The 24,197-nt window shown below is 45.3% G+C and carries 22 protein-coding genes and 1 pseudogene; 15 read left to right on the forward strand and 8 right to left on the reverse strand.

Features of this window, described 5'->3' with window-relative positions:
- Nucleotides 1–9: 9 nt before the first annotated feature.
- A complete protein-coding gene (locus tag QF06_RS02795; RefSeq protein WP_082044602.1) occupies nt 10–4,398 on the reverse strand; it encodes a multifunctional 2',3'-cyclic-nucleotide 2'-phosphodiesterase/3'-nucleotidase/5'-nucleotidase in 4,389 nt (1,462 codons plus the stop codon).
- 243 nt (nt 4,399–4,641) lie between these two features.
- Here QF06_RS02795 and yfkM point away from each other — a divergent pair, with 243 nt between their 5' ends.
- Nucleotides 4,642–5,160, forward strand: coding sequence for a general stress protein 18 (gene yfkM, locus QF06_RS02800; RefSeq protein WP_043940070.1), 519 nt, complete (start codon nt 4,642–4,644; stop codon nt 5,158–5,160).
- Nucleotides 5,161–5,199: 39 nt separating this feature from the next.
- Here yfkM and QF06_RS02805 read toward each other — a convergent pair whose 3' ends face one another.
- Both QF06_RS02805 and QF06_RS02810 read right to left on the reverse strand, forming a co-directional pair.
- Nucleotides 5,200–6,390 (reverse strand): MFS transporter, encoded by a 1,191-nt coding sequence (locus tag QF06_RS02805; protein ID WP_003233671.1) that lies wholly within the window; start codon nt 6,388–6,390, stop codon nt 5,200–5,202.
- A 92-nt stretch (nt 6,391–6,482) separates the two neighbouring features.
- Nucleotides 6,483–6,698, reverse strand: a complete 216-nt coding sequence (locus QF06_RS02810; protein WP_015715504.1) for a DUF1128 domain-containing protein — start codon at nt 6,696–6,698, stop codon at nt 6,483–6,485.
- A 202-nt stretch (nt 6,699–6,900) separates the two neighbouring features.
- Here QF06_RS02810 and yfkJ point away from each other — a divergent pair, with 202 nt between their 5' ends.
- Genes yfkJ through QF06_RS02825 form a run of 3 tightly spaced genes read left to right on the forward strand, consistent with a single transcriptional unit; the run spans nt 6,901 to nt 8,560 of the window.
- Complete coding sequence (gene yfkJ / locus QF06_RS02815) at nt 6,901–7,371, forward strand: protein-tyrosine-phosphatase (protein ID WP_003243480.1); 471 nt, start codon at nt 6,901–6,903, stop codon at nt 7,369–7,371.
- A 17-nt stretch (nt 7,372–7,388) separates the two neighbouring features.
- Complete coding sequence (locus QF06_RS02820; protein ID WP_015715505.1) at nt 7,389–7,709, forward strand: hypothetical protein; 321 nt, start codon at nt 7,389–7,391, stop codon at nt 7,707–7,709.
- A 23-nt stretch (nt 7,710–7,732) separates the two neighbouring features.
- A complete protein-coding gene (locus tag QF06_RS02825) occupies nt 7,733–8,560 on the forward strand; it encodes a YihY family inner membrane protein (protein ID WP_003242564.1) in 828 nt (275 codons plus the stop codon).
- A gap of 198 nt (nt 8,561–8,758) precedes the next feature.
- On the opposite strand, the gene QF06_RS02830 is transcribed toward QF06_RS02825, so the two are convergent.
- Entirely contained in the window at nt 8,759–9,934 is a 1,176-nt protein-coding gene (locus tag QF06_RS02830) for an MFS transporter (RefSeq protein ID WP_003243008.1), read from the reverse strand.
- A 167-nt stretch (nt 9,935–10,101) separates the two neighbouring features.
- Between QF06_RS02830 and cax the strand changes: the two genes are divergently transcribed.
- Both cax and QF06_RS02840 read left to right on the forward strand, forming a co-directional pair.
- Entirely contained in the window at nt 10,102–11,157 is a 1,056-nt protein-coding gene (gene cax, locus QF06_RS02835) for a calcium/proton exchanger (protein ID WP_003242902.1), read from the forward strand.
- Between the two features lie 70 nt (nt 11,158–11,227).
- On the forward strand, nt 11,228–12,022 hold the full coding sequence (locus QF06_RS02840; protein ID WP_003233657.1) for a YfkD famly protein: 795 nt from the start codon (nt 11,228–11,230) through the stop codon (nt 12,020–12,022).
- Between the two features lie 38 nt (nt 12,023–12,060).
- On the opposite strand, the gene mscC is transcribed toward QF06_RS02840, so the two are convergent.
- Nucleotides 12,061–12,903 carry a mechanosensitive ion channel protein MscC gene (gene mscC, locus QF06_RS02845; protein WP_080332621.1) on the reverse strand — a complete coding sequence of 281 codons (843 nt, stop codon included), beginning with the start codon at nt 12,901–12,903 and terminating at the stop codon, nt 12,061–12,063.
- Nucleotides 12,904–14,025, reverse strand: a complete 1,122-nt coding sequence (gene yfkAB / locus QF06_RS02850; protein ID WP_003233655.1) for a radical SAM/CxCxxxxC motif protein YfkAB — start codon at nt 14,023–14,025, stop codon at nt 12,904–12,906.
- A gap of 144 nt (nt 14,026–14,169) precedes the next feature.
- Here yfkAB and QF06_RS02855 point away from each other — a divergent pair, with 144 nt between their 5' ends.
- Nucleotides 14,170–14,355 carry an SE1561 family protein gene (locus tag QF06_RS02855; protein WP_003223132.1) on the forward strand — a complete coding sequence of 62 codons (186 nt, stop codon included), beginning with the start codon at nt 14,170–14,172 and terminating at the stop codon, nt 14,353–14,355.
- Nucleotides 14,356–14,455: 100 nt separating this feature from the next.
- Nucleotides 14,456–15,247 carry a delta-lactam-biosynthetic de-N-acetylase gene (pdaA, locus tag QF06_RS02860; protein WP_014479173.1) on the forward strand — a complete coding sequence of 264 codons (792 nt, stop codon included), beginning with the start codon at nt 14,456–14,458 and terminating at the stop codon, nt 15,245–15,247.
- Between the two features lie 36 nt (nt 15,248–15,283).
- Here the strand turns inward: pdaA and QF06_RS02865 are convergent, their stop codons facing one another.
- Nucleotides 15,284–16,144 (reverse strand): NAD(P)-dependent oxidoreductase, encoded by an 861-nt coding sequence (locus QF06_RS02865; RefSeq protein ID WP_015715507.1) that lies wholly within the window; start codon nt 16,142–16,144, stop codon nt 15,284–15,286.
- Nucleotides 16,145–16,242: 98 nt separating this feature from the next.
- Nucleotides 16,243–17,202 (reverse strand): magnesium/cobalt transporter CorA, encoded by a 960-nt coding sequence (gene corA, locus QF06_RS02870; protein ID WP_003233650.1) that lies wholly within the window; start codon nt 17,200–17,202, stop codon nt 16,243–16,245.
- Between the two features lie 117 nt (nt 17,203–17,319).
- Between corA and QF06_RS02875 the strand changes: the two genes are divergently transcribed.
- The 7 genes and pseudogenes from QF06_RS02875 to acoA all read left to right on the forward strand — a co-directional run bounded on the left by QF06_RS02875 (nt 17,320) and on the right by acoA (nt 24,194).
- Entirely contained in the window at nt 17,320–18,183 is an 864-nt protein-coding gene (locus QF06_RS02875) for a DNA-3-methyladenine glycosylase family protein (protein WP_014479176.1), read from the forward strand.
- Between the two features lie 113 nt (nt 18,184–18,296).
- Nucleotides 18,297–19,697 (forward strand): 23S rRNA (uracil(1939)-C(5))-methyltransferase RlmD, encoded by a 1,401-nt coding sequence (gene rlmD, locus QF06_RS02880; protein ID WP_003233644.1) that lies wholly within the window; start codon nt 18,297–18,299, stop codon nt 19,695–19,697.
- Between the two features lie 572 nt (nt 19,698–20,269).
- Nucleotides 20,270–20,554 carry a YfzA family protein gene (locus QF06_RS02885; protein WP_021481197.1) on the forward strand — a complete coding sequence of 95 codons (285 nt, stop codon included), beginning with the start codon at nt 20,270–20,272 and terminating at the stop codon, nt 20,552–20,554.
- Between the two features lie 626 nt (nt 20,555–21,180).
- Complete coding sequence (locus tag QF06_RS02890) at nt 21,181–22,158, forward strand: tRNA dihydrouridine synthase (protein WP_032726644.1); 978 nt, start codon at nt 21,181–21,183, stop codon at nt 22,156–22,158.
- A gap of 195 nt (nt 22,159–22,353) precedes the next feature.
- A complete protein-coding gene (locus tag QF06_RS02895) occupies nt 22,354–22,806 on the forward strand; it encodes a DUF6884 domain-containing protein (protein ID WP_017696486.1) in 453 nt (150 codons plus the stop codon).
- 67 nt (nt 22,807–22,873) lie between these two features.
- Nucleotides 22,874–22,963 (forward strand): annotated as a pseudogene (locus QF06_RS22085) (hypothetical protein); the annotation flags it as partial.
- Nucleotides 22,964–23,192: 229 nt separating this feature from the next.
- Nucleotides 23,193–24,194 (forward strand): acetoin:2,6-dichlorophenolindophenol oxidoreductase subunit alpha, encoded by a 1,002-nt coding sequence (acoA, locus tag QF06_RS02900; protein WP_015383114.1) that lies wholly within the window; start codon nt 23,193–23,195, stop codon nt 24,192–24,194.
- Nucleotides 24,195–24,197 lie beyond the last annotated feature (3 nt).

The raw sequence follows: 24,197 nt of genomic DNA on the forward strand, positions 1-24,197 counted from the left end.
AGCTCTTTTTTATGCCTGATTCGCTCTATTCTGTTTTCTCCTCTGATGTAAGTACATTGCGGTGCCGAGTGCGCTGATCAGAAATCCGGCCAACAGGATCGAGTACATGGATGTGGCTGTGTCCGGAAGCAGGCCGCCAGCCGGACCGTCTGTTCCTGATCCGCCCGAACCGTTTCCTCCAGAGCCGTTAGTCGGTTGAGTGCCGGGAGGCGTATCATTTCCTCCGTTTCCGTCAGTTGGCTGTTTTCCGCCTGGTTTGTCGGAGCCGCCGCCATGATTGCCGTCATCACCGCCTGTCGGTTGATCTGACGGGAATGCAGGCGGTTTGTTGTTCTCTCCGGAATTTAAGATCGTGTATTCGCTGAAGTGGTTTGTATATCCTGTCACCATATCATCGTCAACTGATCCGTGATCTGTCTTTATGAAAGCTTTCTTTTTCCTGTCGACATGATAAATGGCAGGGTTATGGGCTTCTTCAATATCAAACATGCGAAGCGAAAGCTGAACGGGCTCCTTGAATGATTTTATTTCTTTTCCTTTTTGCTTCACTGTAAAGTCATATACATCTGCCAGTGACACATCCAATTCTCCCGTCGACTTGATTCCGATTGCAGTGTCTGCTGATTTAAGGTTCGCCATTGGCATCTTCATGCTGTACCAGTAGTTGAACACCGTCAATGAAGGATCTGATTCTCTTTCTTTCAAAAGTTTGACCTGATCTTTTTTCATTTTAAGATTGATAGGCTTCTCTTGAGATCCTTCATGTGTTCCATAATAGACAAACGGCGTGTTGGCATTTTTAGCGTAAATCGCAAATTTGTCTTCATCAAGTGTCCAGCTGCCGTCCTCCTGCTTTGTCGGCAGGAATACTTCTTTGATCCGTCCTTCAAGCTTAGGAGAGACCTTGTTTCCTAGTTTTTTCAGCTGTTCGGTGAAAATCTCATAATCAACGTAGCCAAGGTCTTCACCATGGGAGGCTTCTGTAAAGACAGAGTATCCGTCTCCTCCGGCACCGACAAAATTATTTGTTGCCACGCGGTAGGTATCATCCGTATTTATAGCAACTTTGTCTCCGTTAGGCGATTCAATTTTCACTTCTAACACACGGTGTCCAGGTTTGTTGTTTAATGTAAAGGTATATTCGATTCCGGCCACCTGAGGGAAAGCGCCGCCGCCATTTTCCACATTGCTTAAGCCTTGTTCAAGGGCTTCTTTAATTTGTTTTCCGGTTAAATCGGCCACGTAAAGCGTATTGCCGAACGGCATCACGTTGAGCACCTCGCCGAGTGTGATATCACCTTTGTCAATGCCGGCTCTGATGCCGCCGCCATTTGTTATCGCTATTCTGGCGCCGGCTGCTTCTTTCGCTTTTGCCAGCATACCGTCCGCAATGAAGTTTCCGAGATTTGTTTCCTTCGTGCGCACATGCTCACGCTGGCCGTCAAGCGCCACATCCGTGTAGCCGACTTTTTCATTTTTTACGTCTTCTAATTCATTTTTGAACTGATCGAGCTCTTGTTTTGCTTCTGGGTTTTCTTCTGTATGTTCATCAATTGGCAGCACGCTCAGATTTGATTTGTCTGTTTGCACAACGCCATTTTCATCAAACGCGACATCAACGCGCCCCAAGAATTGGCCGTATTCTTTTGCCTGCGCCACGATCGTCGGTTCTTCGCTGTTTACGACCTCCATTTTGTCAACGAGGGTGTGAGTGTGTCCGCCGATGATCAAGTCAATGCCTTTTACTTTTTTGGCTAGCTCAAGATCACGGTTATGACCGATATGGGTTAAAGCAATAATTTTATTTACCTGTTCTTCTTCCTGAATCGCTTTGACGGTGTTTTGTGCTGTTTCAAAGGCATCATTGAATACGATGCTTTTGCCCGGGCTTGATGTGGTGGCCGTATCTTCCGTTGTCAGGCCGAATACGGCGACTTTCTCCCCGTCAACGTCTAACAGAATGTAAGGATGGATGCCGGCCTCTTTCTTTTCACCTGCGGTAAAGGTTTGCGGTTTTTTGACAAATGATTTCAGTTTGGGCTCATTTGACACATCTACGTTTGCGCTGACAATCGGAAATTCCGGCGCTTCAAAGTGATAGCGGTTCGCCGGATCAACGGTCGCGCTGTTTCCGCTTAGAAAATCAGAAAGCACTGTCGGGCCTTTGTCAAATTCATGATTTCCGAAGGTCATGGCGTCATAGCCCATCATGTTCATCATTTTCAGATCGGCCAAACCGTTCCATTTTGTAAAATACAGATCGCCGGAAAACACATCTCCCGCATCAAGGAGAATGTTGTGATTTGTTTCGCTGCGTACTTCGTTGATTTTCGTCATTCGTCTCGCTGCATCATCGAGATGTGCGTGCGTATCATTGGTGTGCATGACGGTCAGATCCCACAGTCCGTCTTTAGGAGGATCTGGATTTGAATCATCATCGAATTGCAGCTTATACACACCATAGCCTTCATTCGCAGACTTGCCTACATAAGCGACGTCGTCTGCTTTATCGGCAAATGGCTTGGCCAAAAGCGAGGATTCAAACGTCAGATTCGTGCCGGAAACAGGCGCGATTGACCAGTTGTTGTCTGCCTTTGGATTGACTGTTTTTTGTTCAATAATGTAATCCATCAGCACCTGCCTATTTTCAACCGCAGAGCCGTGGACAATTTTATCGCTTGTCAGATGAGGGAACCCGCCGCCTCCGGACGCACGATAGTTATTGGTGACCACGAGAAATTCCTGGCTTGGGCTGATCGGCTTGCCTTCATAGGAAAGGTTGATGATCCGGGATGAATCCGCATTGATCACTTTTCCGTTCTCATTGTATTTAGCCGGTTTTGTCACATCGACCTGATATGTGACACCGTCAATCACGTCAAAATTATAGGAGCGGAAATTCTCGTTCAGCAAGGCCTGATCGCCGCCTTTGGCTGGATCAATTTGGTTGAATTGGCCTGCTGACATCTCCAGCCAGTCCTTCACTTCGCTGCCTGTCAGCTTGACGATTTGAACAGTATTATCGTAAAGGTACAAGTCACCGACATTTTTAATCGCAAGATCTCCGGCTGGAATGTTTGTATAGTAATTGGCTCCGTTTCTGCCGCCTGCTTTAAACGGCGCCCCCGCAGACAAAATTGGAAGGTCCTTGTACTCAGTATCCTTCATTTCTTTTTGGGCATACCATTTTTGCGCGTCAGTCACGATTTGAATGGAAGGATCATCTTTGACCTGTGCAAAGAAGCTGTTAATATCTGCTTCGGTTTTGCCGACTGGCTTTCGGACATACTCCAGTGTGTTTTGGTGTGTTTGCTGAATGGTGTTTGTAACGGTCTCGTTTCTTGATGTGACGTTGCCAGCAATAGATTCAATACTTCCTTTGGAATCTGCTACCTTCCATGAGCCGTCCGCCTTTTCAAGCTTGAGGTCAATCACGCCTAAATATTTGCCCCAGCTGCTTGGCATGACGACAGGAATGCCGTTAATTGTTCCCTTTTCCACATTGAACTGAGCAACACCCGCATACTCGGCGGAAGGAAAGAGTCCGTGCTGATGGCCCGAGATAATCGCGTCAATGCCTTTCGTTTTGGTGGCAAGGTCAAATACGGCGTTTTCTGCACCTGATGATTGTGACTGCTTTTCAATGCCGGTGTGGGCGAGGGCAATAATGACATCTGCGCCTTCCGCCTTCATTTTCGGGATTGTTTCATTGGCGGATTCTACGATATCCTGCACCTGAACCTGCCCCTCGAGATTCTTTTTGTCCCATGTCATGATTTGCGGCGGGACAAAGCCTATGTAACCGACTTTTACTTTCTGCTCATTACCGTTTTCATCAATGAGAGTTTTTTCATTAATCACATACGGCGTATAACGGTTTTCGCCGCTAGTTGTTTTGACGTTGGCATTTACAATCGGGAAATCGGCTCCTTTGATTGTGCCGTCGAGAAAGTCGAGCCCGTAGTTGAATTCATGATTGCCAAGCGTTCCGGCGTCGTATTTCAGCGCATTCATGACGCTGATAATCGGATGGGTTTTCGTGCCGGAGATAATGTCGTCTTTTTGATATTTCACCGCGTATTCACCCAGCGGATTCCCTTGAATCAAGTCGCCGTTATCCACAAGCAGGGTGTTAGGGTTTTGCTCGCGGTGCTTTTGGATCAATTGCGCTGTTCTCGCCAGACCGAAATCCGCCGTTTCTTTGTCGCTGTAGTAATCGTAATCCATCATGTTGGCATGAATATCAGTCGTAGCCAAAATACTCAGATGCACCTGAGGAGCCGCGCTTTCTTCTGCATGAATGGGTGGTGTTGGGAGGATTAGGCTAAGTATCATAATTGGGGGCAAAAGAATACGGAGAATGTTTTCGACGTGTGTTCGTCTTTTCTGTATTCTCACCAGTTCTCCACCTTTCAACGAAATTTGTGTTACAGCTCCTATTGTAAGAATATTTTGTAACTATTTGTAGGTGTTTCTTTATGATTATTGTAAAAGGGAGAAAAATGAGTATTATGTAGCAGTATCAAGCGACAAATACTGGGTATTTATGCTTATCGTTTGTCACAAATCGCGGAATGTTTATTTTAGTGTGGCTGGGGTAGAGTGTTTTATGTAGACATATAAAGCGGGAGGTTATGAATCATGGGGAAAAAAATTGCAGTTGTTTTAACAGATTATTTTGAGGACAGCGAGTACACTGAGCCTGCGAAAGCCTTTAAAGAAGCGGGACATGAACTGACTGTCATCGAAAAAGAAAAAGGAAAAACAGTAAAAGGCAAGCAGGGAAAAGCGGAAGTGACGGTTGACGCGTCCATTGACGACGTAAACCCTTCAGACTTTGATGCGCTTTTGATTCCCGGAGGATTTTCACCAGACCAGCTTCGCGCTGACGATCGTTTCGTCCAATTTACAAAAGCGTTTATGACTGACAAAAAACCGGTATTCGCCATTTGCCACGGCCCGCAGCTTTTAATCAATGCGAAAGCGCTCGACGGCCGAAAAGCGACGGGCTATACGTCCATTCGTGTTGACATGGAAAACGCCGGTGCCGACGTTGTGGACAAGGAAGTGGTTGTTTGCCAGGATCAATTGGTCACTAGCCGCACACCGGACGATATACCGGCATTTAACCGCGAGTCATTGGCATTGCTTGAGAAATAAGAAAAAACGGACGCCCGCGGGCGTCCGTTTTTTTGTTGCTTAGGCTTGAGCACCTGTCAGTTTCTTGTACCTGTAATACAAGAAAGCAGCTGCAGCGGTTCCGATGACCGCAATGCCGAAGTCGAATATGAAAATATGAGCGATGCCCCCCGCTTTTGCGATAAGCCCTGTTGCAATCGGCAGCAGAATCGATGCAAGACTTGAAGCGGTCGCTACAATTCCGGTAACGGTTCCTTTTCGCTTCCAGAAAAGCTCTGTCATTAACGTAATGGTAATTTGAAACACACCCGCAGTTGAAAAGCCTAAGAAAAAGGCAGTGATGTCCAGCACAACTGGGATATGAACGGTCAGCATGACTGCGAGCGTACATAAAGTAATAATAGGATATAAGAGCGTTATGAAGACAGGTTTGACCCATCTATTCAGCAAAACGGCTAATAATAAAACAGATGCCAGAGATCCTATACTATAATAGCTCAGCAATTGTACAGATGCTGATTCAGCTAAACCGGCTGCTTTTTGCGCGTAGCTCGGGAGCCAGATTTGAGAAACCGTAAATAAAGCCGTGGATGTAAAACCGATGATAATCAGTGCGGTGCCTTCTTTCTGAAAAACGGGTTCAGACAAGAAAACGGGAGATTCCTGTTGGCCGCTATTAGTTGGTTTCTTATGTTTTTTAGGAAACGAAAGCGTTGATAAATAAATAATATTCAGGAGATAGACCGCTGCCGGCAGATAAAAAGCAAATCCGTAAAACATGCTGTGGTCTGATAAAAATGTGATCAAAAGCGGCAAAAGTGCGGCCCCGACAGACATAAAGGCTTTGACCAAGACATTCGCCGAACCGGAAGCAGACGGAAAGAGCTCGGTTAGGGCCGGATATGTTCCGGCATCCATCGCTGAATTTGCGACTCCGGCTAATAAGGCGAACACAAACGCCAGCTCATAGCTCGGTGATAAAGGAATACCGACTAAAAAGACGGCCATAATTCCCGCAGAAGCGACAACAAGCGGCTTTCTGCCGATTTTATCTGATAGAACGCCGGAAATGCCGTATGTCAGCAGTTTGCCAAACCCGATAGCGGCAATGACATAACTGATGCCGGTCGGATCGGTATTCCACTGTTTTGTTAATGAAGACATATTGGATGCGAGAATGATGTTGACCATCCCCAGAAAGAAGTAGTTGATATACATTCCGGATGCTGTTTTGATAGATGTCGTTTGCATGCTTGTACTCCTTCAAATCTTATTCGAACACTTTGCTGTTTTGGTTTGGGGAAATGATAAAAAAGACTCGCCGAGTTTCCGGCCAGTCTCCATTATTTACGAAGCGAGGCTAATTCTTGAGCAATCGCCTGCATTTCACTTGGGCTGAATGATTCTTTTCTCATCACCATGCTGTGAAGGTACGTGAGGTCTTCAATCTTCTCATCACTGAAATCCTCCGCTTTGATTACGCCGACGTTCAGCATGTTCAGCTTTTGGGAAATCTCTTCAATCATTTGAGTTAATGTTTCTGTATTTGGGCTGGACAAAGGGTTCCATCCTTTCTATGCGCAATATAGGTATGTTTTATTCTAACAGAATTCCATCAGAAAAAAACCCTATTCTAAAAGCAGGCTGTTCATTCCAAAAAAGTGAAGACATCAGTTGAAAAGAAAATGAACATCCTACTAAGATATTCATGAAGGTTTCTTTTTAGAGAAATAGGGGCAAAGAATAGGGAGGTTGGACATCATGATAAGCGTGTTATTTGTTTGTTTAGGTAACATTTGCCGGTCTCCGATGGCGGAAGCGATTTTTCGGGACCTGGCAGCCAAAAAAGGATTAGAGGGGAAAATCAAGGCGGACTCAGCCGGTATTGGCGGCTGGCACATCGGCAACCCCCCGCATGAGGGAACGCAGGAGATATTGCGCAGAGAAGGAATTAGCTTTGATGGCATGCTGGCGCGTCAAGTCAGCGAACAGGATCTGGACGATTTTGATTACATCATTGCGATGGACGCAGAAAATATCGGGAGCCTCAGAAGCATGGCGGGTTTTAAAAACACCTCGCATATCAAAAGGCTCTTGGACTATGTTGAAGATTCAGATCTGGCTGACGTACCCGATCCTTACTACACAGGGAACTTTGAAGAGGTCTGCCAATTAATCAAAACGGGCTGTGAGCAGTTGCTTGCATCCATTCAAAAAGAAAAACAATTGTGAGTGAAAGGAGAATTTGCATGAACAACGAACGTTTAATGCTGAAAGGGATATTTCTCGGAGCTGCGGCAGGCGCGGCGTTATCACTGCTCCATAAGCCGACAAGACAGGCGTGCGGCATGAGATGGCTGACATGCAAGCATAAACTTTCACTGTACAAAAGCAACCCAGAGCTGTTAAAAAACACTGTCATCACAAAAGTGGATGAGGCCAAAAAGCTCGCCCAAACGCTTTCAAAGGAAGTCGACTTTGTGAACCAGCAGGTGAAAGAGCTGAAGAAAACAACGCCGCAAGTGATGGAACTCGTGCAAGAAACGAAAGAGCATTTTTTTAAAAAATGATCAAACATGCGAGGTGAGACGACATGAGTTTTTTGAAAGAGCTTTTCAGCAGATACACCCTTCATGAAGGACAAAGTAAATCAGCGGAGCTGGCGTATTTTTTTCTATTGTCACTGTTTCCTTTTTTGATTTTTATGCTGACGCTCACCGCGTATCTTCCGCTTTCTACCGATGATGTTTTAGGAGTCATAGAACAATATGCTCCCGCCAGTGCGATGTCTCTCGTTGAATCCATTACCCATCAAACCTTAAATAATCGAAATGGCGGTTTGCTGTCATTCGGGATTATCGCCGCATTATGGTCTGCGTCTAATGGAATGAACGCGATCGTCCGGTCGCTAAACCACGCGTATGATGTGGAAGAAAACCGCTCTTTTATCATTGTTCGTCTAACCTCGATTTTTTTGACGATTGCCATGGTATTTACGATTTTAGTGGCTTTGCTTCTGCCGGTATTTGGCCGGGAGATTGGAAGGCTCGCTTCTGACTTTGTCGGCGCGTCGGATCTGTTTTTATCCGTCTGGGCCGCCATTCGCTGGGGTGTCAGCCCGCTTGTGCTTTTGATTGTTTTTTCCGCGCTGTATGTGATTGCGCCGAACAAAAAGCTGTCTCTCCGGTTTGTCATGCCGGGTGCGGTCTTTGCGACTATCGGCTGGATCATTGTCAGCACATTGTTTTCATTTTACGTCAGCACGTTTGCGAACTATAGCGCCACTTACGGGAGCATCGGGGGAATCATCGTTCTGATGATTTGGTTTTACTTGAGCGGCATTTTAATTATCCTAGGCGGAGAAATCAACGCTCTTTTACATAAACGTAAAAAGCTTCCTGATGAAAATCCCTACCATTAGCGCACCCTATAAACGAACTTCGGTTCAAAAAGAAGTCGGGGGGATATCGTGATGACCAAGCATACGAAAAAAGGCGGAAGCCATAACAAACAAAATTCGAAAAGCAAATCGAGCCATAAAACAAGCGGAAGCGCCAACGGACAAAACGGCTACCATTAGCATAAAAGCCTCCTGACATGATGTCGGGAGGCTTTTTGATTAAGAAGATGAAGAATAGGTTTCAGCCGGTGACCAGCTTTTCGGTTTGCCCAGCACAAGGGCCAGCCACACAGCGCTAAGCGTGAGAGTAATGAAGTAGAACAAGTTTGCGCTTTCAAATGTCTGCATATACCAGCCGCCGGCAACCGGGCCGAGGATGCTGCCGAGACTGAATGTAATGCCGCAAAGCAGGTTTCCCGCCGGCAGGAGGTGAGGCGGAAGAAGATCTGTCATATAGCTGATGCCAAGTGTAAAGGTTGATCCTACTGCCATTCCTGCAATAAAAAAGCAGCCGCCGATCACGTAAGGCGAAGGAAATACACCGGCGATGAAAAAGCAAAGAGCCCCAGTCAGTAAAATCACCAGCAGCACATTCCGCCTGCCGTATTTATCGCTGAGGATGCCGAGCGGAAACTGAAAGATAATGCTTCCAATCGCAAATGCGGGAAGGATGATCGCTACAGCGTCTACTGATATCCCCAAACGGAGCGCGTACACCGGAAAGCTTCCGTTCAGCGCCGTTTCCAGAAAGCCATAGCCAAATGTAGGCATAAAGGCAACCCACCCAAACAGCATGGCCTGATAAAATCGCCTGAAACTATTGTCTGATTTGGTTTCATGAGGACTGGTTTCCGGGTATGCATTTTGTAGAAAGAAAACAAAAAGCCACGCAAACAGACTGATGCAGCCGGACACGATAAAAGGAAGCGACGGACTCAGCTTGACAAGCGGCACCATGAACGGGCCCGCGGCAAAGCCAAGGCCAAAGGAAAGCCCGTAAATAGACAGGTTTCTTCCGCGATTTTGTTTTGATGACATGGAGGTCACCCACGTTTGCGTAGAAAAGTGAAGCATGTGGTCGCCGATTCCAATGAACAGGCGAAGCAGGAACCAGACCCAAACTGACTGAAGCCAAATAAATCCGAATAAGCTTAAAATGACAATGCTTCCGCCCATGACGATCAGCGGCTTGAACCCGAGCTTTCTGAGCGGCGCTTCCATAAACGGCGAAGCCAAAAGCACACCGATATACAGCCCGGTCGCGTGCAGGCCGTTGATCGCAGCGGATTCTCCATTTGTTTCAAAAATGATTGAAATGACAGGCAGCAGCATGCCTTGTGAAAACCCGGAAATGGATACGAGCAAGACAAGGATAAAGAAATGAAATCGTGACATCGTGTCAGTTCTCCTTATGTGGAATCTATGTTGATCGTACAATGTTTTCCAAAAGCAGGCAACCTGAAAAAAGCCTATATCACGCTATACATTTGCCCTCGTGTAATCATGAAGGTTTTTGTGAAGAATAAAAATAAAACAAGTCATAAAAAAGGAGCTATTTCACCATGAATCGTATCTTTTTTATTTTAGTGGCGGCCGGTGTTCCGCTTTCTGTGATTGGCAGTTTGATGCATTGGCCTTCCGCGGTTCTATTTGCAGTTTATTGCGTGACGATTATCGCGCTTGCAAGCTATATGGGGAGGGCGACAGAATCACTGTCCATCATTGCAGGACCGCGTATCGGCGGTTTGTTGAATGCAACCTTCGGGAATGCGGTGGAGCTGATTATTTCCCTTTTTGCATTAAAAGAAGGCCTGACAGGAATCGTGCTTGCCTCTTTAACCGGTTCAGTGCTGGGGAACCTGTTGCTGGTAGCGGGCCTATCGTTTTTTGTCGGCGGTTTAAAATATAAGCGGCAGGAATTTAATATCCATGATGCCCGCCATAACTCCGGGCTTCTGATTTTTGCCATCATTGTCGCCTTTGTGATTCCGGAGGTATTCTCTGTTGGTATGGGAAACGCCAGCAAGCTCAATTTAAGCATCGGCATCAGCATCATTATGATTCTGTTATATGTGGCGGCGCTGTACTTTAAACTTGTCACGCATCGGGGCGTTTATCAGCCGAATAATGCCGCTCAGACTGAAGAAGAGGAAGAGCCAGAATGGTCAGGGAAGGTTGCGACGATTGTCTTGTTTGCGGCAACGATTGTGGTTGCATACATATCCGAAAACCTGGTCCATACCTTTCACTCGGTGGCTGAACAGTTCGGGTGGAGCGAGCTGTTTATTGGGGTCATCATCGTGGCGATTGTAGGAAATGCGGCGGAGCATGCGTCAGCGATTATTATGGCCTTCAAAAATAAAATGGACATTGCTGTTGAAATTGCAGTAGGCTCTACGCTGCAGATCGCTATGTTTGTCGCACCGGTTCTCGTCATCTGTTCTATCTTTTTTCCGACAAGCATGCCGCTTGTATTTACATTGCCTGAGCTCGTCGCGATGGTATCAGCGGTTCTCTTGATGATCGCGATTTCGAATGACGGGGATTCCAACTGGTTTGAAGGTGCGACACTGCTTGCTGCATATGTCATTATGGCGATCGGCTTTTTCCTTCTTTAACCTGAAAAAATGATGGATAACAACAAAGCGGGATGAAAAGACTAAGGGAAAATGCCATAGAAAGAGTGATATGATGAAAAAGCTATTTCATTCCACACTTATCGTGTTGTTATTCTTTAGTTTTTTCGGCGTTCAGCCCATCCACGCGAAAAAGCAGTTTAAGGTTCCTAATTCTGTCGCAAGCATTTCAAAGGAAAACACGTATCCGAATGCTTCACAGGATCAGCCAATGCTTCAGCCGAGCAAGCTGGCAAAGGAATTGCTCGATCATTCTGAGGTGAAGATTGAAAATCCGCATCTCATCAAAATGCTGAATGAATCCAACATATCCGGCACACCGCTTGCAGTAGGGTACCGGGCGACAATATTTCTCGGGAAATGGGCGCTCGGCTATGAATCAAATGAAACAGTCGCAAACTGGGAATATAAAAAAATCAATACAAACCGTGCGGATAACCGCGGCGGGAAAGAAACGGCTGAAATGCATTATGCCCAGGAACAGCAGTACAGAGTGAAGGGCGGCCTGACAGCTAAAGTTCCAAATGCTGAAGATGTCAAAAGCATGATGATGCAAAAAGCAATGAAGAAAACGAACCTTCCGCTTGCATTTGAGACGGTCATTGGGGCTGGCACAAAACGGGATCAGATTTATAAAGTCGCTCCTAAAAAAATCGGTTATTTACATGCATATGCACCGGCTGTGAATGAAAAAGGAAAAGTGACTTACGGAGAAGTGTACTTAGTGCTGAAAGGAAATAAACGAAAACTCGTCGTGAAAAATGTCACGTCACAGGGCATCGGCGCGTGGATTCCGGTTCAAGATCATGTCACATTTGGCTTTCAGCTTTCCTCACTGCCAAGATAAATAAAAAACTGATTCCAACTCGGAATCAGTTTTTTTGTTTATTGGGTTCTCTCGATTCGGACCGCTTCCTCAAGCATTTGCACATTGTTTTGGTAGAGCTGGCGAACGAGAACCCGTCTGACTGCAAGGCTGGCACTGAAATAATCATCATCTTTCACCATGCCTTTAACCGTAAATTCGACGCCGCGATTGATTTTATTCAATGCGGTGATGCCGTGGATTTGAAATGGTTCTGTCGGATTGCCGAATACATCCCGCTTCAATGAATCACGAAGCTCTTCATTCAGCATGTCACATGCCTCTTCCAACACGCTGTACACGCGGTCCGGATCTTCTTTAAAGCTGATAAGAAAGGATTCGGTAATCCGCATAAAATCAATATTATAGTTCTCTATTTGTCTGACCTCGCCGTTGCTGATGGTGAGCAGCTTCCCGCTCCATTCTCGGATTTGCAGCGAGCGGAGGCCGATTTCCTCCACTGTCCCGTTGAACAAGTTGTTGATGGTGACATAATCGCCTTTGTGCAGCTGGCGTTCATATATTAAGAACACACCAGCCAGCACATCTTTGATCAGCGATTGGGCGCCAAAACCGATCACGATACCTGCTACGCCCGCCCCGGCCAATATCTTGCCGAAATCATGCACAAATAAAGAAATAACGTAAAAAATAAAACCAATTGTCGCCGTATACTGGGTGACAGAACGGACAAGGCTTTCAATCGTTTTTTCCTTTTTTTCTTCAATAAAATCCGTCCGTTTAAAAAATAGCTGTACCAGCCGGTTGATGATAAAGACACCGATCCAAAGGATAACGGCAACGAGGAGAATATCGACGATTTTATTTTGAAAAATCTCCGTAAGTGTTTCTTTCATCCGCATCTAACTCCTGGCTTGACGTTTTGTGAAGTCTGTATCCTGATAATAACTGTTTTTGACAAGAACATTCGGTCCGAGGCACCGGACATTCGGGCAGTGGCAACTTAGTTCCTTCGCAAGCTTGGTCTCTCTCCACTTTTCATAGGCGGAAGGGAGGCTGTCCGTCTGAATGTTGCCAAGCGGCGGGGTATCACCGAAATCGGTCACGATAATGTTTCCGTCGAAAATGTTCACATTCAGGCGGGATCGGCCGTCAGGGTCATTTCGCACTGTGACGTTTTTCGCCGCGCGAAGCCGGCGAAGCAGCTTTTGGTCGTCTTCGTCCGGACTGCAGGCATAAAACGGCAGCGTTCCGAACAGCATCCACGTATTTTCATCACGAATATCCAGCAAGCGGTGAATGGCCTGTCTCATCTCTTTCAGGCTGAGGGATTCAAGAGCGCTTGCGAAATCGCTTGGATACATTGGGTGGACCTCGTGACGCTGACATTTCATATCTTCTGTGATTTGGCGGTGAATATGCTCAATATGCGGAAGAGTTCGTTTGTTCAGCATCGTTTCCGCAGATACCATTACTCCGGCATCCACGAGCGTGCGGCTGTTTTCGATCATTTTTTCAAAATAGCGCGCGCGCTGTTCGAAGGTCGGTTTTCTGTCCATCATGGCAAAGCCGATTTCAGCAAAATCTTCAACTGTACCCCAGTTATGAGAAATATGTAGCACATCGAGATACGGAATGATCCATTCGTACCGCTCGATGTCGAGGGTCAGATTTGAATTAATTTGTGTCCGCACACCCCGTTCATGGGCATATTTCAATAAAGGAACAACATATTCTTTTACTGATTTCAACGAAAGCATCGGCTCTCCGCCTGTGATGCTGATGGATCTGAGGCGCGGGATTTCCTCCAGCCGTTTTAACAGAAGATCTATTGGCAGAGCATTCGGGTCTTTAGGCTGCAATGTATAGCCTACAGCACAATGCTCGCATCTCATATTGCACAGTGTCGTCGTTGTGAATTCAACGTTTGTCAGCTGCATGTCTCCGTATTGGTCAACATCCATATAGGCTTCCCAAGGGTCAAACTCGGGCGTAATCGGACGCAGCTTCGTGTTTTGTGTCATGACTATCTAACTCCTTTATAAATGGGCATACTAACGCTGCCAACAGTTAATTTTAGACCTGATTTGCCAAGATCGCAAGTAGCGCGGCGATTGAAAAACGGCAAAAAATGAGCTACCATAATAAAAAATGAATGGAGGAACAGAATGGGGAACGCCGTAAACAATAAAGATCAGCAGATTGATTATTTAAAGAACAGACTTGACATGTTTATGAACGTCATCGATTCATTAGACCCTGAAGCAACCGACGTTGAAGATATAGACAGGCTTATCAGCATGCTTGATGACCTGGAAGCCAAATACGAACGTTTTAAAAAAGATTGGGAATAAAACCGCGTGCCCGCCGCGGTTTTTTTATTGGCATAAAGCAACAGTATAAAACAATGCCCCTATCTGTAAAATAAGAAAAAATGCAGAAGGAGCGCTGGCCATGAAGTGGATGTGTTCAATATGCTGCGCCGCCGTATTGCTTGCCGGAGGTGCAGCACAGGCGGAAGCGGTGCCGAATGAGCCGATTAATTGGGGCTTTAAACGAAGTGTCAATCATCAGCCGCCAGATGCCGGGAAGCAGCTGAACAGTTTAATTGAAAAATATGACGCGTTTTATTTAGGGAATACAAAGGAAAAAACGATTTACTTAACGTTTGATAACGGATATGAAAATGGCTATACGCCAAAAGTGCTTGATGTCTTAAAAAAACATCGCGTAACAGGAACGTTTTTTGTCACCGGGCATTTCGTAAAGGACCAGCCTCAGCTGATCAAACGAATGTCAGATGAGGGCCATATTATCGGCAACCATTCCTTTCACCATCCGGATTTAACGACAAAAACAGCTGATCAGATTCAGGATGAACTAGATTCAGTCAACGAAGAGGTTTATAAAATTACGGGAAAGCAGGACAATCTGTACTTGCGTCCGCCGCGTGGCGTGTTCAGTGAGTACGTACTGAAAGAAACGAAACGCCTCGGCTATCAAACCGTTTTCTGGTCGGTCGCTTTTGTTGATTGGAAAATCAACAACCAAAAGGGGAAGAAATATGCCTACGATCATATGATTAAGCAGGCGCACCCGGGAGCCATTTACCTGCTGCACACCGTATCAAGGGACAATGCTGAAGCACTGGATGACGCGATTACAGATCTGAAAAAACAGGGCTACACTTTTAAAAGCATTGATGATCTGATGTTTGAGAAAGAAATGAAGATGCCGTCCTTGTAATGAGAAGAGCCTCTCCTGAAATGGAGAGGCTTTTCTTTATTTTATACATTTAATCAGTGCGGCCCAGTCCAGATCTCCGAAGCCCTGTTCAATCCCGCTTTCAAAATGGCTCTTGGCCAGCTCGGCAAGAGGAAGATTTGCAGAAACCCGTTTTGCGGCGGCGAGTGCCAGGTTGGTATCCTTCAGCCCTAAAGACATTTTGAAGCCGGCCGGCTCAAATTTCTGCTCGGCCATAATGGTTCCGTAATTTTGATAGACTGGAGAACCAAAGAGCGCGCTGGCGATTTCTAAAAATTGTTTTTGTTCTAAGCCGTATTTCTCCATCATTAAGAAGGATTCAGATAACGCCTCCAGCATGGACACGAGCAAGAAATTGATGCTGATTTTGGCTGCATTTGCCGTCTTGCTTTCTTCGCCGACGTCAAATACCTGCTGGCTCAGGCTGTCGAGCAGAGGCTTGGCAGCTTGCTTTGCTTCCGCCGGTCCGGCTGTTATGATACGGAGCGCGGCTTTGGCTGCGGCATCCGGTCTGCCAAGGACAGGAGCGGCGAGAAAAAATTGTCCTTTCTCTGCATGAGCCGCTGCGAGCTTTTCTGAGAACTCAACACTGATTGTGCTCATCGAGATGTGAATGCCGTTCTCTGCTAATCCTTCAAGCAGCCCGTCTTCTCCGAATGTCACGGTGCTGACAGAATCATCATCTGCAAGCATTGTGATGACAATATCAGCGGATTTTGCCGCCAGCCGCGGCGTATCAGCTGCCTGTGCGCCTTCTGTGACAAGGTCTTCTGTCTTTTGTTTCGTCCGGTTATAGACAGTCAATTCGTAGCCTGCTTGAAGAACATTTCGGGCAATGGGCTGTCCCATATTGCCGAGTCCGATGACAGCAATTTTCAATCTAATCACTCCCTGAATATTTTTTCCATTATAAACAATATGAACAGAATATGCATAGCGATCGGCTTACAACAAAAAAGAACAGCTGCTCGCTGTCCTCATTTAAAAATATTGAACCATCCTTTATGTACAAACCAAATCAGCATTCCAATCACAAGCGCGGCCATCAGGCCAAGTACAGCGAAATATCCGTATTTCCAATGCAGCTCCGGCATAAAGTCGAAGTTCATACCGTATACACCGGCAATAAAGGTGAGCGGGATGAAAATGGTTGATACGATCGTCAGTGTCATCATAATCGCATTCATCCGGTTTGAGTTTAGCGTCACGTAGCTGTCACGCAAGTCGGACGTCATGTCACGGTTGGATTCCACAATTTCAGACAACTTTAACAAATGATCATATATGTCGCTGAAATAGGCTTTCGTTTCCCGCTGCTCTTTCACATGGTCAAGGCTTAAAATCCGGTAGAGCAAATCACGCATCGGGATAATCGTCCGTCTCAAATGCAATAGGTCTGTTCTGAGATCAAACACCTCGTTCATCAGCGTTCCATACGTTTTGTGGGGACGGCTTTCTTCAATTTCATTCAGCCGGTCTTCAATTTTATACACGAGAGGAAAATATTCATCAACTAGCTGATCCATGATCATATAAGAAATATGCCCGGGCCCTTTTTTCAATATATCCGGTGAAGCATACAAACGCTCCCGGACTTTAGCGATACCGGGCGTTTCGTGTAAATGAAAGGTGACGACAAATTTTTCGCCTTGAAAGATATCGACTTCCTCCGTCTCAAGTGTTTCCTTATTCAGCGCATGAATCACGTAAAAACGATAGCCGTCATAATGGTCAAGCTTCGGCCGCTGCATATGCTGGAAGCAATCCTCAATGGCAAGCGGGTGAAAATGAAAAAAATCTCTCAATAACGCCGTTTCCGTATCCTCCGGGCCGTAAAAATCAACCCAGTACCATGCAATATCAGGCTGTTCCACTCGTTCGATCGGTATATTTTTCAGCAGCTGATGCTCTGTTGTGATTGCGGTAATGTTGATCAAAAACACCCCCCCACCTGCCATTATATCATGCGGTCTTTATGAGAAAAGTATACGGTACTCTCTGCCTAATTCAAGCGGCATGTTATACTGAACAAAAACGGAAAAAGGGTGGATCTCATGTGGAAGGAAAAAGTATCTGTCACGCCTCCGTATCATTTTGACCGCGTGCTGGACAGGCTGTCTTTAGACCCCCTCAATGCTGTTGATCGAGAGGCGAGGGAAGTCCGTGTGCCAATCAGAAATCAAGCGGGGGACGTATGTATTGTAAAGGTACAAGCGTTAGGACATGCGGGCGATCCTGAGTTCCTCGTCAGCGGGGAAACGGATCAGGGAGAAATGATGAAGGAAATCAAGCGGATTTTTCAATGGGAAAATCATTTGCAGCACGTTCTGGATCATTTTTCAAAAACGAGCCTGTCCGCCATTTTTGAAGAGCATGCCGGGACGCCGCTTGTTCTGGACTACAGCGTGTACAACTGCATGATGAAATGCATTATCCACCAGCAGCTCAATCTTTCCTTCGCTTACACGCTAACAGAACGGTTTGTTCATGCGTTTGGCGAGCAGAAGGATGGCGTGTGGTGCTACCCAAAGCCGGAAACGATTGCAGAACTCGATTATCAGGATCTGCGTGATCTGCAATTCAGCATGAGAAAAGCGGAATACACCATTGATACATCAAGGATGATCGCAGAAGGCACACTCAGCTTGTCAGAGCTGCCGCATATGGCGGATGAAGACATTATGAAGAAACTGATCAAAATCAGGGGTATCGGCCCGTGGACCGTGCAAAATATCCTCATGTTCGGACTTGGCCGTCCCAATTTATTCCCGCTTGCCGATATCGGCCTCCAGAATGCCATCAAACGCCACTTTCAGTTGGACGATAAGCCGGCAAAGGATGTCATGCTGGCGATGAGCAAGGAGTGGGAGCCTTATTTAAGCTATGCGTCTTTATATTTGTGGAGGAGTATAGAATAATTCATCTGACAATGAAGGAAATCCTGCAAACGTGTTATACTAGAAAGATGTGAAAAAACCATTTCACTTTCTGCCATCTGCAGAAAGCTTTATATAGAAACGGAGAGAACAACGTGAACCAACAAAAGAAACAGGCGCCCGTCGAACTGAAGGTCGGACAAACCTTTCCGCTGACGATTAAGCGTCTCGGCATTAACGGAGAAGGTGTCGGCTATTTTAAGAAAAAAGTCGTCTTCGTACCCGGCGCGCTTCCTGGCGAAGAAGTTGTTGTGCAGGCCACAAAGGTCCAGCCGAAGTTTTCGGAGGGCCGCATTAAGAAAATCCGCAAGGCATCTGAGCACCGGGTGGCACCGCCTTGCCCTGTTTATGAACAATGCGGCGGATGTCAGCTTCAGCACCTTGCATACAGCCAGCAGCTTCGGGAAAAACGCGATATCGTCATTCAGTCTCTTGAACGCCATACGAAGTTTAAAGTTGAAAACATGGAAATCAAAGAAACGATCGGCATGGACAACCCGTGGAATTACCGCAATAAAAGCCAATTCCAGATCGGACGCTCGCAAAGCGGCAGCATCATCGCCGGCTTATACGGCCTTGATTCCCATGATATCGTGCCGATTAAAGATTGCATCGTTCAGCATCCGGCAACGAACAAAACAACAGGCATCGTCCGCCGCATTTTAGAGGACTTCAATGTGTCTGTTTATAATGAAAGAAAACGAAAAGGCGACGTTCGCACGATCGTGACGAGAGTCGGCTTTGAAACAGGCGAAGTGCAGGTCGTGCTTGTAACCGCAAAAGAAACGCTTCCGCACAAGGAAGAAATCGTCAAAGCGATTCAAAAGCGATTGCCAGAGGTCAAATCCATTATTCAGAATGTAAATGGTGCGAAAACTTCAGTGATTTTTGGTGAGAAAACAAAACAGCTCGCCGGAAAAACAGTAATTCAAGAAGTGCTAGGCGACGTATCTTTTGAATTGAGTGCCCGCGCTTTCTTCCAGCTCAACCCGGAACAGACCGTCAAGCTGTATGATGAAGTGAAAAAAGCGGCGCAGCTGACCGGAAAAGAAAAAGTCGTTGATGCGTATTGCGGCGTCGGCACTATCGGCATGTGGGTGGCGGACGGAGCGAAGGAAGTCCGCGGCATGGACGTCATCAAGGAATCAATTGACGATGCTAAGAAAAACGCCAAAAAACACGGCATGGCAAATGCCACATATGTAACAGGAACAGCCGAACACTGGCTCCCGAAATGGACGAAAGAAGGCTTCCGCCCGGACGTCGTCATTGTAGACCCGCCAAGAACGGGCTGTGACAGCACGTTCCTGGACACGATCAAAAAAGTCAAACCGAAACGCTTCGTCTACGTTTCCTGCAATCCATCCACGCTTGCGAAGGATTTGCAGACGCTGTCGAAGGACTATCGCGTGGACTATATTCAGCCTGTCGATATGTTTCCGCAGACGGCGCATGTTGAAGCAGTGGCGAGACTTGTATTGAAATCGTCTAACTAAAAAGAACATTTCCCAGTCATAAAATAGTTTTCCTAATAAGACCTGGATTTCGGTAAAATAAACAATTCCGATTTCCGGGTCTTTTTCGTGCGCAGCCCTTGTCCTAACTGTCTTTCCCCAATTTTATCTTCCTTCTTTTCTCGGAGATCTTTATTTTAACTGGCGAAAAGAATTGAAAAAACGTGTTGAAAAGCGGGTGAAAAAAAGCGTTATTTAACCGGAAAAATTTCCTTCCAGTATGATTAAAATACATGAGTAAAATGATGTAAAATCATAGATATATTTTTCATAATTTGTAAAATTATATATTGACTTGCAGTTATTACGTGTGAAATATTGATGATAGGAATATAAGGAAAGGTATGGCGTATATCATTTCAAGAGTCATTCGATGTAAAAAGTTGAAACATTGTAATAAACGAAAGAGGTGAAAATGATGGCCAACCCCATTTTAAAATGAATAACGTATGAGCACTAAAATAATAGTGCCGAGACGATAAAAACTATTACAGTAATACCAACAATGGTTATACTAGCTAAAAAGTATTGCAGAGAAGGAAATGGATAACTAAATGGATAAAGTATATAAAAAACGACCGTTATATAAAAGAAGTTGGTTTCAAACATTTTTGGCATTTTTAGTATCTCAGCTTTATTTTAATTTTGTAGAATTAACGGGATGGGGTCCTAAGTATAGAGAAATGAATGGATTCCCAGCAAACATAGTTGAACTAGATTTCTTTCAAACATATCTTTCATTCTATGATAATCCATGGTTTAATATTATTACTGTTTTCTTGGGAGTTTTCACTATTATACAAATAATTACAGGGATAACAAAGGATATTCGAAATTAAAGCAATAACTTCTGATGCCTATTTAATGATGAAAGAAAATGAACACTTTCTTAATTATCTTATGAGTGAAGACTGCGACACTTAGTCAGCAGTCTATTTTATTGGTTCTGGAGCAGGATTACCGTTCTCATCCTCTTTACCACATGTGATTCACAAGTAGTAGCAAGCCGTAAGTTAAAGCTTTTTCATTCTCTTGAGTACTAGTTATACCACCCCCAACTCAATTTGCTTAATCAAAGTTTATCTCTTGAAATTAGTTTTTCCGCAAATATGATATTGAGATACGGATATGGTGTAGCGTTAAATATCTTATCTTCAATAACAGGGCAATTATTTTGCGTTGGTAATATGGAGAACTCATATGATATTCTATTTAGGTTGGAATCCTTTTTATCCAAAAAGTTCAAAAGCAAGGCCACTAAGAAAGACGAAGGTCAGCGCCAGTGTTAACCACAATATAAAAAATAGGTATAGATGGTCATCCCACGTGAAATGTTCAAAAATTACTATAGATTGATAAGAAATGCTTTCGCATGCGACAAGTGTAAAAAGAAAGCATGGTCAGTTTTTTAATATTGAGATAAAGGTATAGCCGTATCCCCTAATGAAAGGATTTGATTTTTGTTATGACAGAAAATTTCTGGCGTGAATTACCACGGCCATTTTTTGTACTGGCACCAATGGAAGATGTGACAGATGTTGTTTTCCGGCATGTAGTAAGTGAAGCAGGCAGACCGGATGTATTTTTTACAGAGTTCACAAACTCAGAGAGCTATTGCCATCCGGATGGGAAGGATAGCGTACGCGGCCGTTTAACTTTTACAGAGGATGAACAGCCAATGGTAGCCCATATATGGGGAGATAAGCCTGAAAACTTTCGTAAAATGAGTATTGGCATGGCAGAGTTAGGATTTAAAGGACTAGATATCAATATGGGCTGTCCTGTGCCTAATGTTGCGGGGAATGGAAAGGGAAGCGGCCTTATTTGCCGTCCTGCAGTTGCGGCAGAATTAATACAAGCTGCAAAAGCAGGGGGATTGCCTGTAAGCGTGAAGACAAGACTTGGATACACGGATGTGGATGAATGGCGCGAGTGGCTGACACACATTTTGAAACAGGATATTGCCAATCTTTCTATTCATTTGCGTACAAGAGCGGAAATGAGCAAAGTAGATGCCCATTGGGAACTCATCCCGGAGATTAAGAAACTTCGTGACGAGGTGGCACCAGATACACTTTTGACAATCAACGGAGATATCCCTGACCGCCAAACCGGCTTGAAACTTGCTGAACAATACGGTGTTGATGGCATTATGATAGGGCGCGGTATTTTTACAAATCCATTTGCCTTTGAAAAGGAGCCGAAAGAGCATAGCAGCAAGGAATTGCTTGATCTCTTAAGGCTGCATCTGGATCTTCATGATAAATATTCAGCATTAGAAGCCCGTCCGTACAAGCCTCTTCCTCGCTTTTTCAAAATTTATCTCCGCGGGTTCCGAGGGGCAAGTGAATTAAGAAATCAATGCATGAACACAAAGTCAACAGATGAAGTGCGTGCATTGCTCGACGACTTTGAGAGAAAGTATCTTGATGGGATAGAGTAACAGCAGTGCTTGATTCAAAAAAGGCTAACAAAATAAAGGGATTTTTACACAATTCTTGACTAAAATAAACCTGGATTTTCGGTAAATCCGGGTCTTTTTTGTACGAAGCTTTTACTCAGCCTGTCTTTTCTCTAATTTATTGTAAGAAAATAATGGTATATTTAGTGGAGATATCTTATAAAGGGGGAGAGAAAAATGAAACGGCTATGCATCATCCCCTGCGGCAAGAAAAAAATCTGGGACGTCCAGCCTGATGCCGGGCCGGTAAGAGCAGAGGACGCTTATCTCAGCCCGTTTCATCAGGCATGCGAGCGGTATGCGAAAGCATTTTTCGATGAGTGGGTGATTTTGTCTGCGAAGCACGGGTTCCTCCGTCCTGATGATCTCGTTTCGGGAAATTACGATGTCACTTTTGGCACCGGTCATCCGGAAATCATGACAGCGGACGAGCTGCGCCGTCAATTTCACGAAAAAGGCTTTTCTGATATCGAAGAGCTAGTCATGCTTGGCGGAAAAAAATATCGAAGCATTCTAAACGCCGTCATCGGAGAACACCAGCATATCAGCTGGCCGCTATCATCATACAAAGGCATAGGCTACATGCTCCAAGCGCTGAACCGGGCTGTTGAAGAAAAGCATGAACTGTAGCACGCACATATGTAGAAAAGAGTGTGAACATGTGTGCCAGCGGGTTATCAAAAACAGATGCCGAAAAGATGGCGGTATCGCATATGTCAAATATTCAATTGATTTTCTTTCAAAAGCAGCTATTCAGTCAAACGAGGCAGAGAAACTAGGAAGTTAAAAAGATTTCCAAGGAAATAAATACGTCGATCATTGTCAAAGGCCGGGTGATATCCGGTCTTTTTTGCATGCTGTAAAACGAGACAAATGAATCAGTTTGAGACAAAACGAGACACACGTCTCAAACTGTCTCCAAAGTGAAGACGAGAAGACTGGTTTTACGGGCTCAAAAGACTGGCACACTTCTTGCATTTATAATGGTGAACCCTAAATAGAAGGAGGCGCACAAAATGGAATTGTTAAAACGAGAAGGCTTATCATTAACTGAGGAAAAAGCGCTGTGGATGTACCAAAAGATGCTGGAGATCAGGGGCTTTGAAGACAAAGTGCATGAACTGTTCGCCCAGGGAGTGCTTCCCGGATTCGTTCATTTATATGCCGGTGAGGAAGCTGTGGCTGTAGGGGTGTGCGCTCATTTACATGATGGCGACAGCATTACAAGCACCCACAGGGGACATGGACATTGTATCGCCAAAGGCTGTGACCTGGACGGCATGATGGCGGAAATTTTCGGGAAAGCGACCGGATTGTGCAAAGGCAAGGGCGGTTCTATGCACATTGCGGATCTTGATAAAGGCATGTTAGGCGCAAATGGAATCGTCGGGGGCGGCTTTACGCTCGCATGCGGATCAGCGCTCACGGCTAAATATAAACAGACCAAAAATGTAAGCGTTTGCTTTTTCGGGGACGGGGCAAATAACCAAGGCACCTTCCACGAAGGGCTGAATTTAGCGGCTGTATGGAACCTTCCTGTCGTATTTGTTGCTGAAAACAACGGCTATGGCGAAGCTACCCCATTTGAGTACGCATCAGCCTGTGATTCAATCGCCGATCGGGCGGCTGCTTATAACATGCCGGGGGTTACAGTTGACGGCAAAGATATTTTAGCAGTTTACCAGGCAGCCGAGGAAGCGATAGAAAGAGCAAGAAACGGCGGCGGCCCGTCTTTGATTGAATGTATGACCTACAGAAACTACGGCCATTTTGAAGGAGATGCCCAAACCTATAAAACGAAGGATGAAAGAGTTGAGCACCTTGAAGAAAAGGATGCCATTCAAGGTTTTAAAAACTACCTTTTAAAAGAAACAGATGCTAATAAGCTGTCAGACATTGAACAGCGTGTCAGCGAATCGATTGAAAAAGCCGTCTCGTTCAGCGAAGACAGCCCATATCCAAAAGATTCGGAGCTGCTAACAGATGTGTATGTGTCATATGAAAAAGGAGGAATGTAAGAG

The sequence above is a fragment of the Bacillus sp. YP1 genome, assembly GCF_000877815.1.
Lineage (GTDB): Bacteria > Bacillota > Bacilli > Bacillales > Bacillaceae > Bacillus > Bacillus subtilis.

What these genes read in the sequence shown, in the direction of transcription:
- QF06_RS02895 (WP_017696486.1), top strand. Translation starts at nt 22,354, where the DNA reads ATGAAACGGCTATGCATCATCCCCTGCGGCAAGAAAAAAATCTGGGAC.
- pdaA (WP_014479173.1), top strand. Translation starts at nt 14,456, where the DNA reads ATGAAGTGGATGTGTTCAATATGCTGCGCCGCCGTATTGCTTGCCGGA.
- yfkJ (WP_003243480.1), top strand. Translation starts at nt 6,901, where the DNA reads ATGATAAGCGTGTTATTTGTTTGTTTAGGTAACATTTGCCGGTCTCCG.
- yfkAB (WP_003233655.1), bottom strand. Translation starts at nt 14,025, where the DNA reads ATGACACAAAACACGAAGCTGCGTCCGATTACGCCCGAGTTTGACCCT.
- QF06_RS02805 (WP_003233671.1), bottom strand. Translation starts at nt 6,390, where the DNA reads ATGCAAACGACATCTATCAAAACAGCATCCGGAATGTATATCAACTAC.
- QF06_RS02890 (WP_032726644.1), top strand. Translation starts at nt 21,181, where the DNA reads ATGACAGAAAATTTCTGGCGTGAATTACCACGGCCATTTTTTGTACTG.
- cax (WP_003242902.1), top strand. Translation starts at nt 10,102, where the DNA reads ATGAATCGTATCTTTTTTATTTTAGTGGCGGCCGGTGTTCCGCTTTCT.
- yfkM (WP_043940070.1), top strand. Translation starts at nt 4,642, where the DNA reads ATGGGGAAAAAAATTGCAGTTGTTTTAACAGATTATTTTGAGGACAGC.
- QF06_RS02875 (WP_014479176.1), top strand. Translation starts at nt 17,320, where the DNA reads ATGTGGAAGGAAAAAGTATCTGTCACGCCTCCGTATCATTTTGACCGC.
- mscC (WP_080332621.1), bottom strand. Translation starts at nt 12,903, where the DNA reads ATGCGGATGAAAGAAACACTTACGGAGATTTTTCAAAATAAAATCGTC.
- acoA (WP_015383114.1), top strand. Translation starts at nt 23,193, where the DNA reads ATGGAATTGTTAAAACGAGAAGGCTTATCATTAACTGAGGAAAAAGCG.
- QF06_RS02885 (WP_021481197.1), top strand. Translation starts at nt 20,270, where the DNA reads ATGGATAAAGTATATAAAAAACGACCGTTATATAAAAGAAGTTGGTTT.
- QF06_RS02820 (WP_015715505.1), top strand. Translation starts at nt 7,389, where the DNA reads ATGAACAACGAACGTTTAATGCTGAAAGGGATATTTCTCGGAGCTGCG.
- QF06_RS02855 (WP_003223132.1), top strand. Translation starts at nt 14,170, where the DNA reads ATGGGGAACGCCGTAAACAATAAAGATCAGCAGATTGATTATTTAAAG.
- QF06_RS02825 (WP_003242564.1), top strand. Translation starts at nt 7,733, where the DNA reads ATGAGTTTTTTGAAAGAGCTTTTCAGCAGATACACCCTTCATGAAGGA.
- QF06_RS02830 (WP_003243008.1), bottom strand. Translation starts at nt 9,934, where the DNA reads ATGTCACGATTTCATTTCTTTATCCTTGTCTTGCTCGTATCCATTTCC.
- QF06_RS02840 (WP_003233657.1), top strand. Translation starts at nt 11,228, where the DNA reads ATGATGAAAAAGCTATTTCATTCCACACTTATCGTGTTGTTATTCTTT.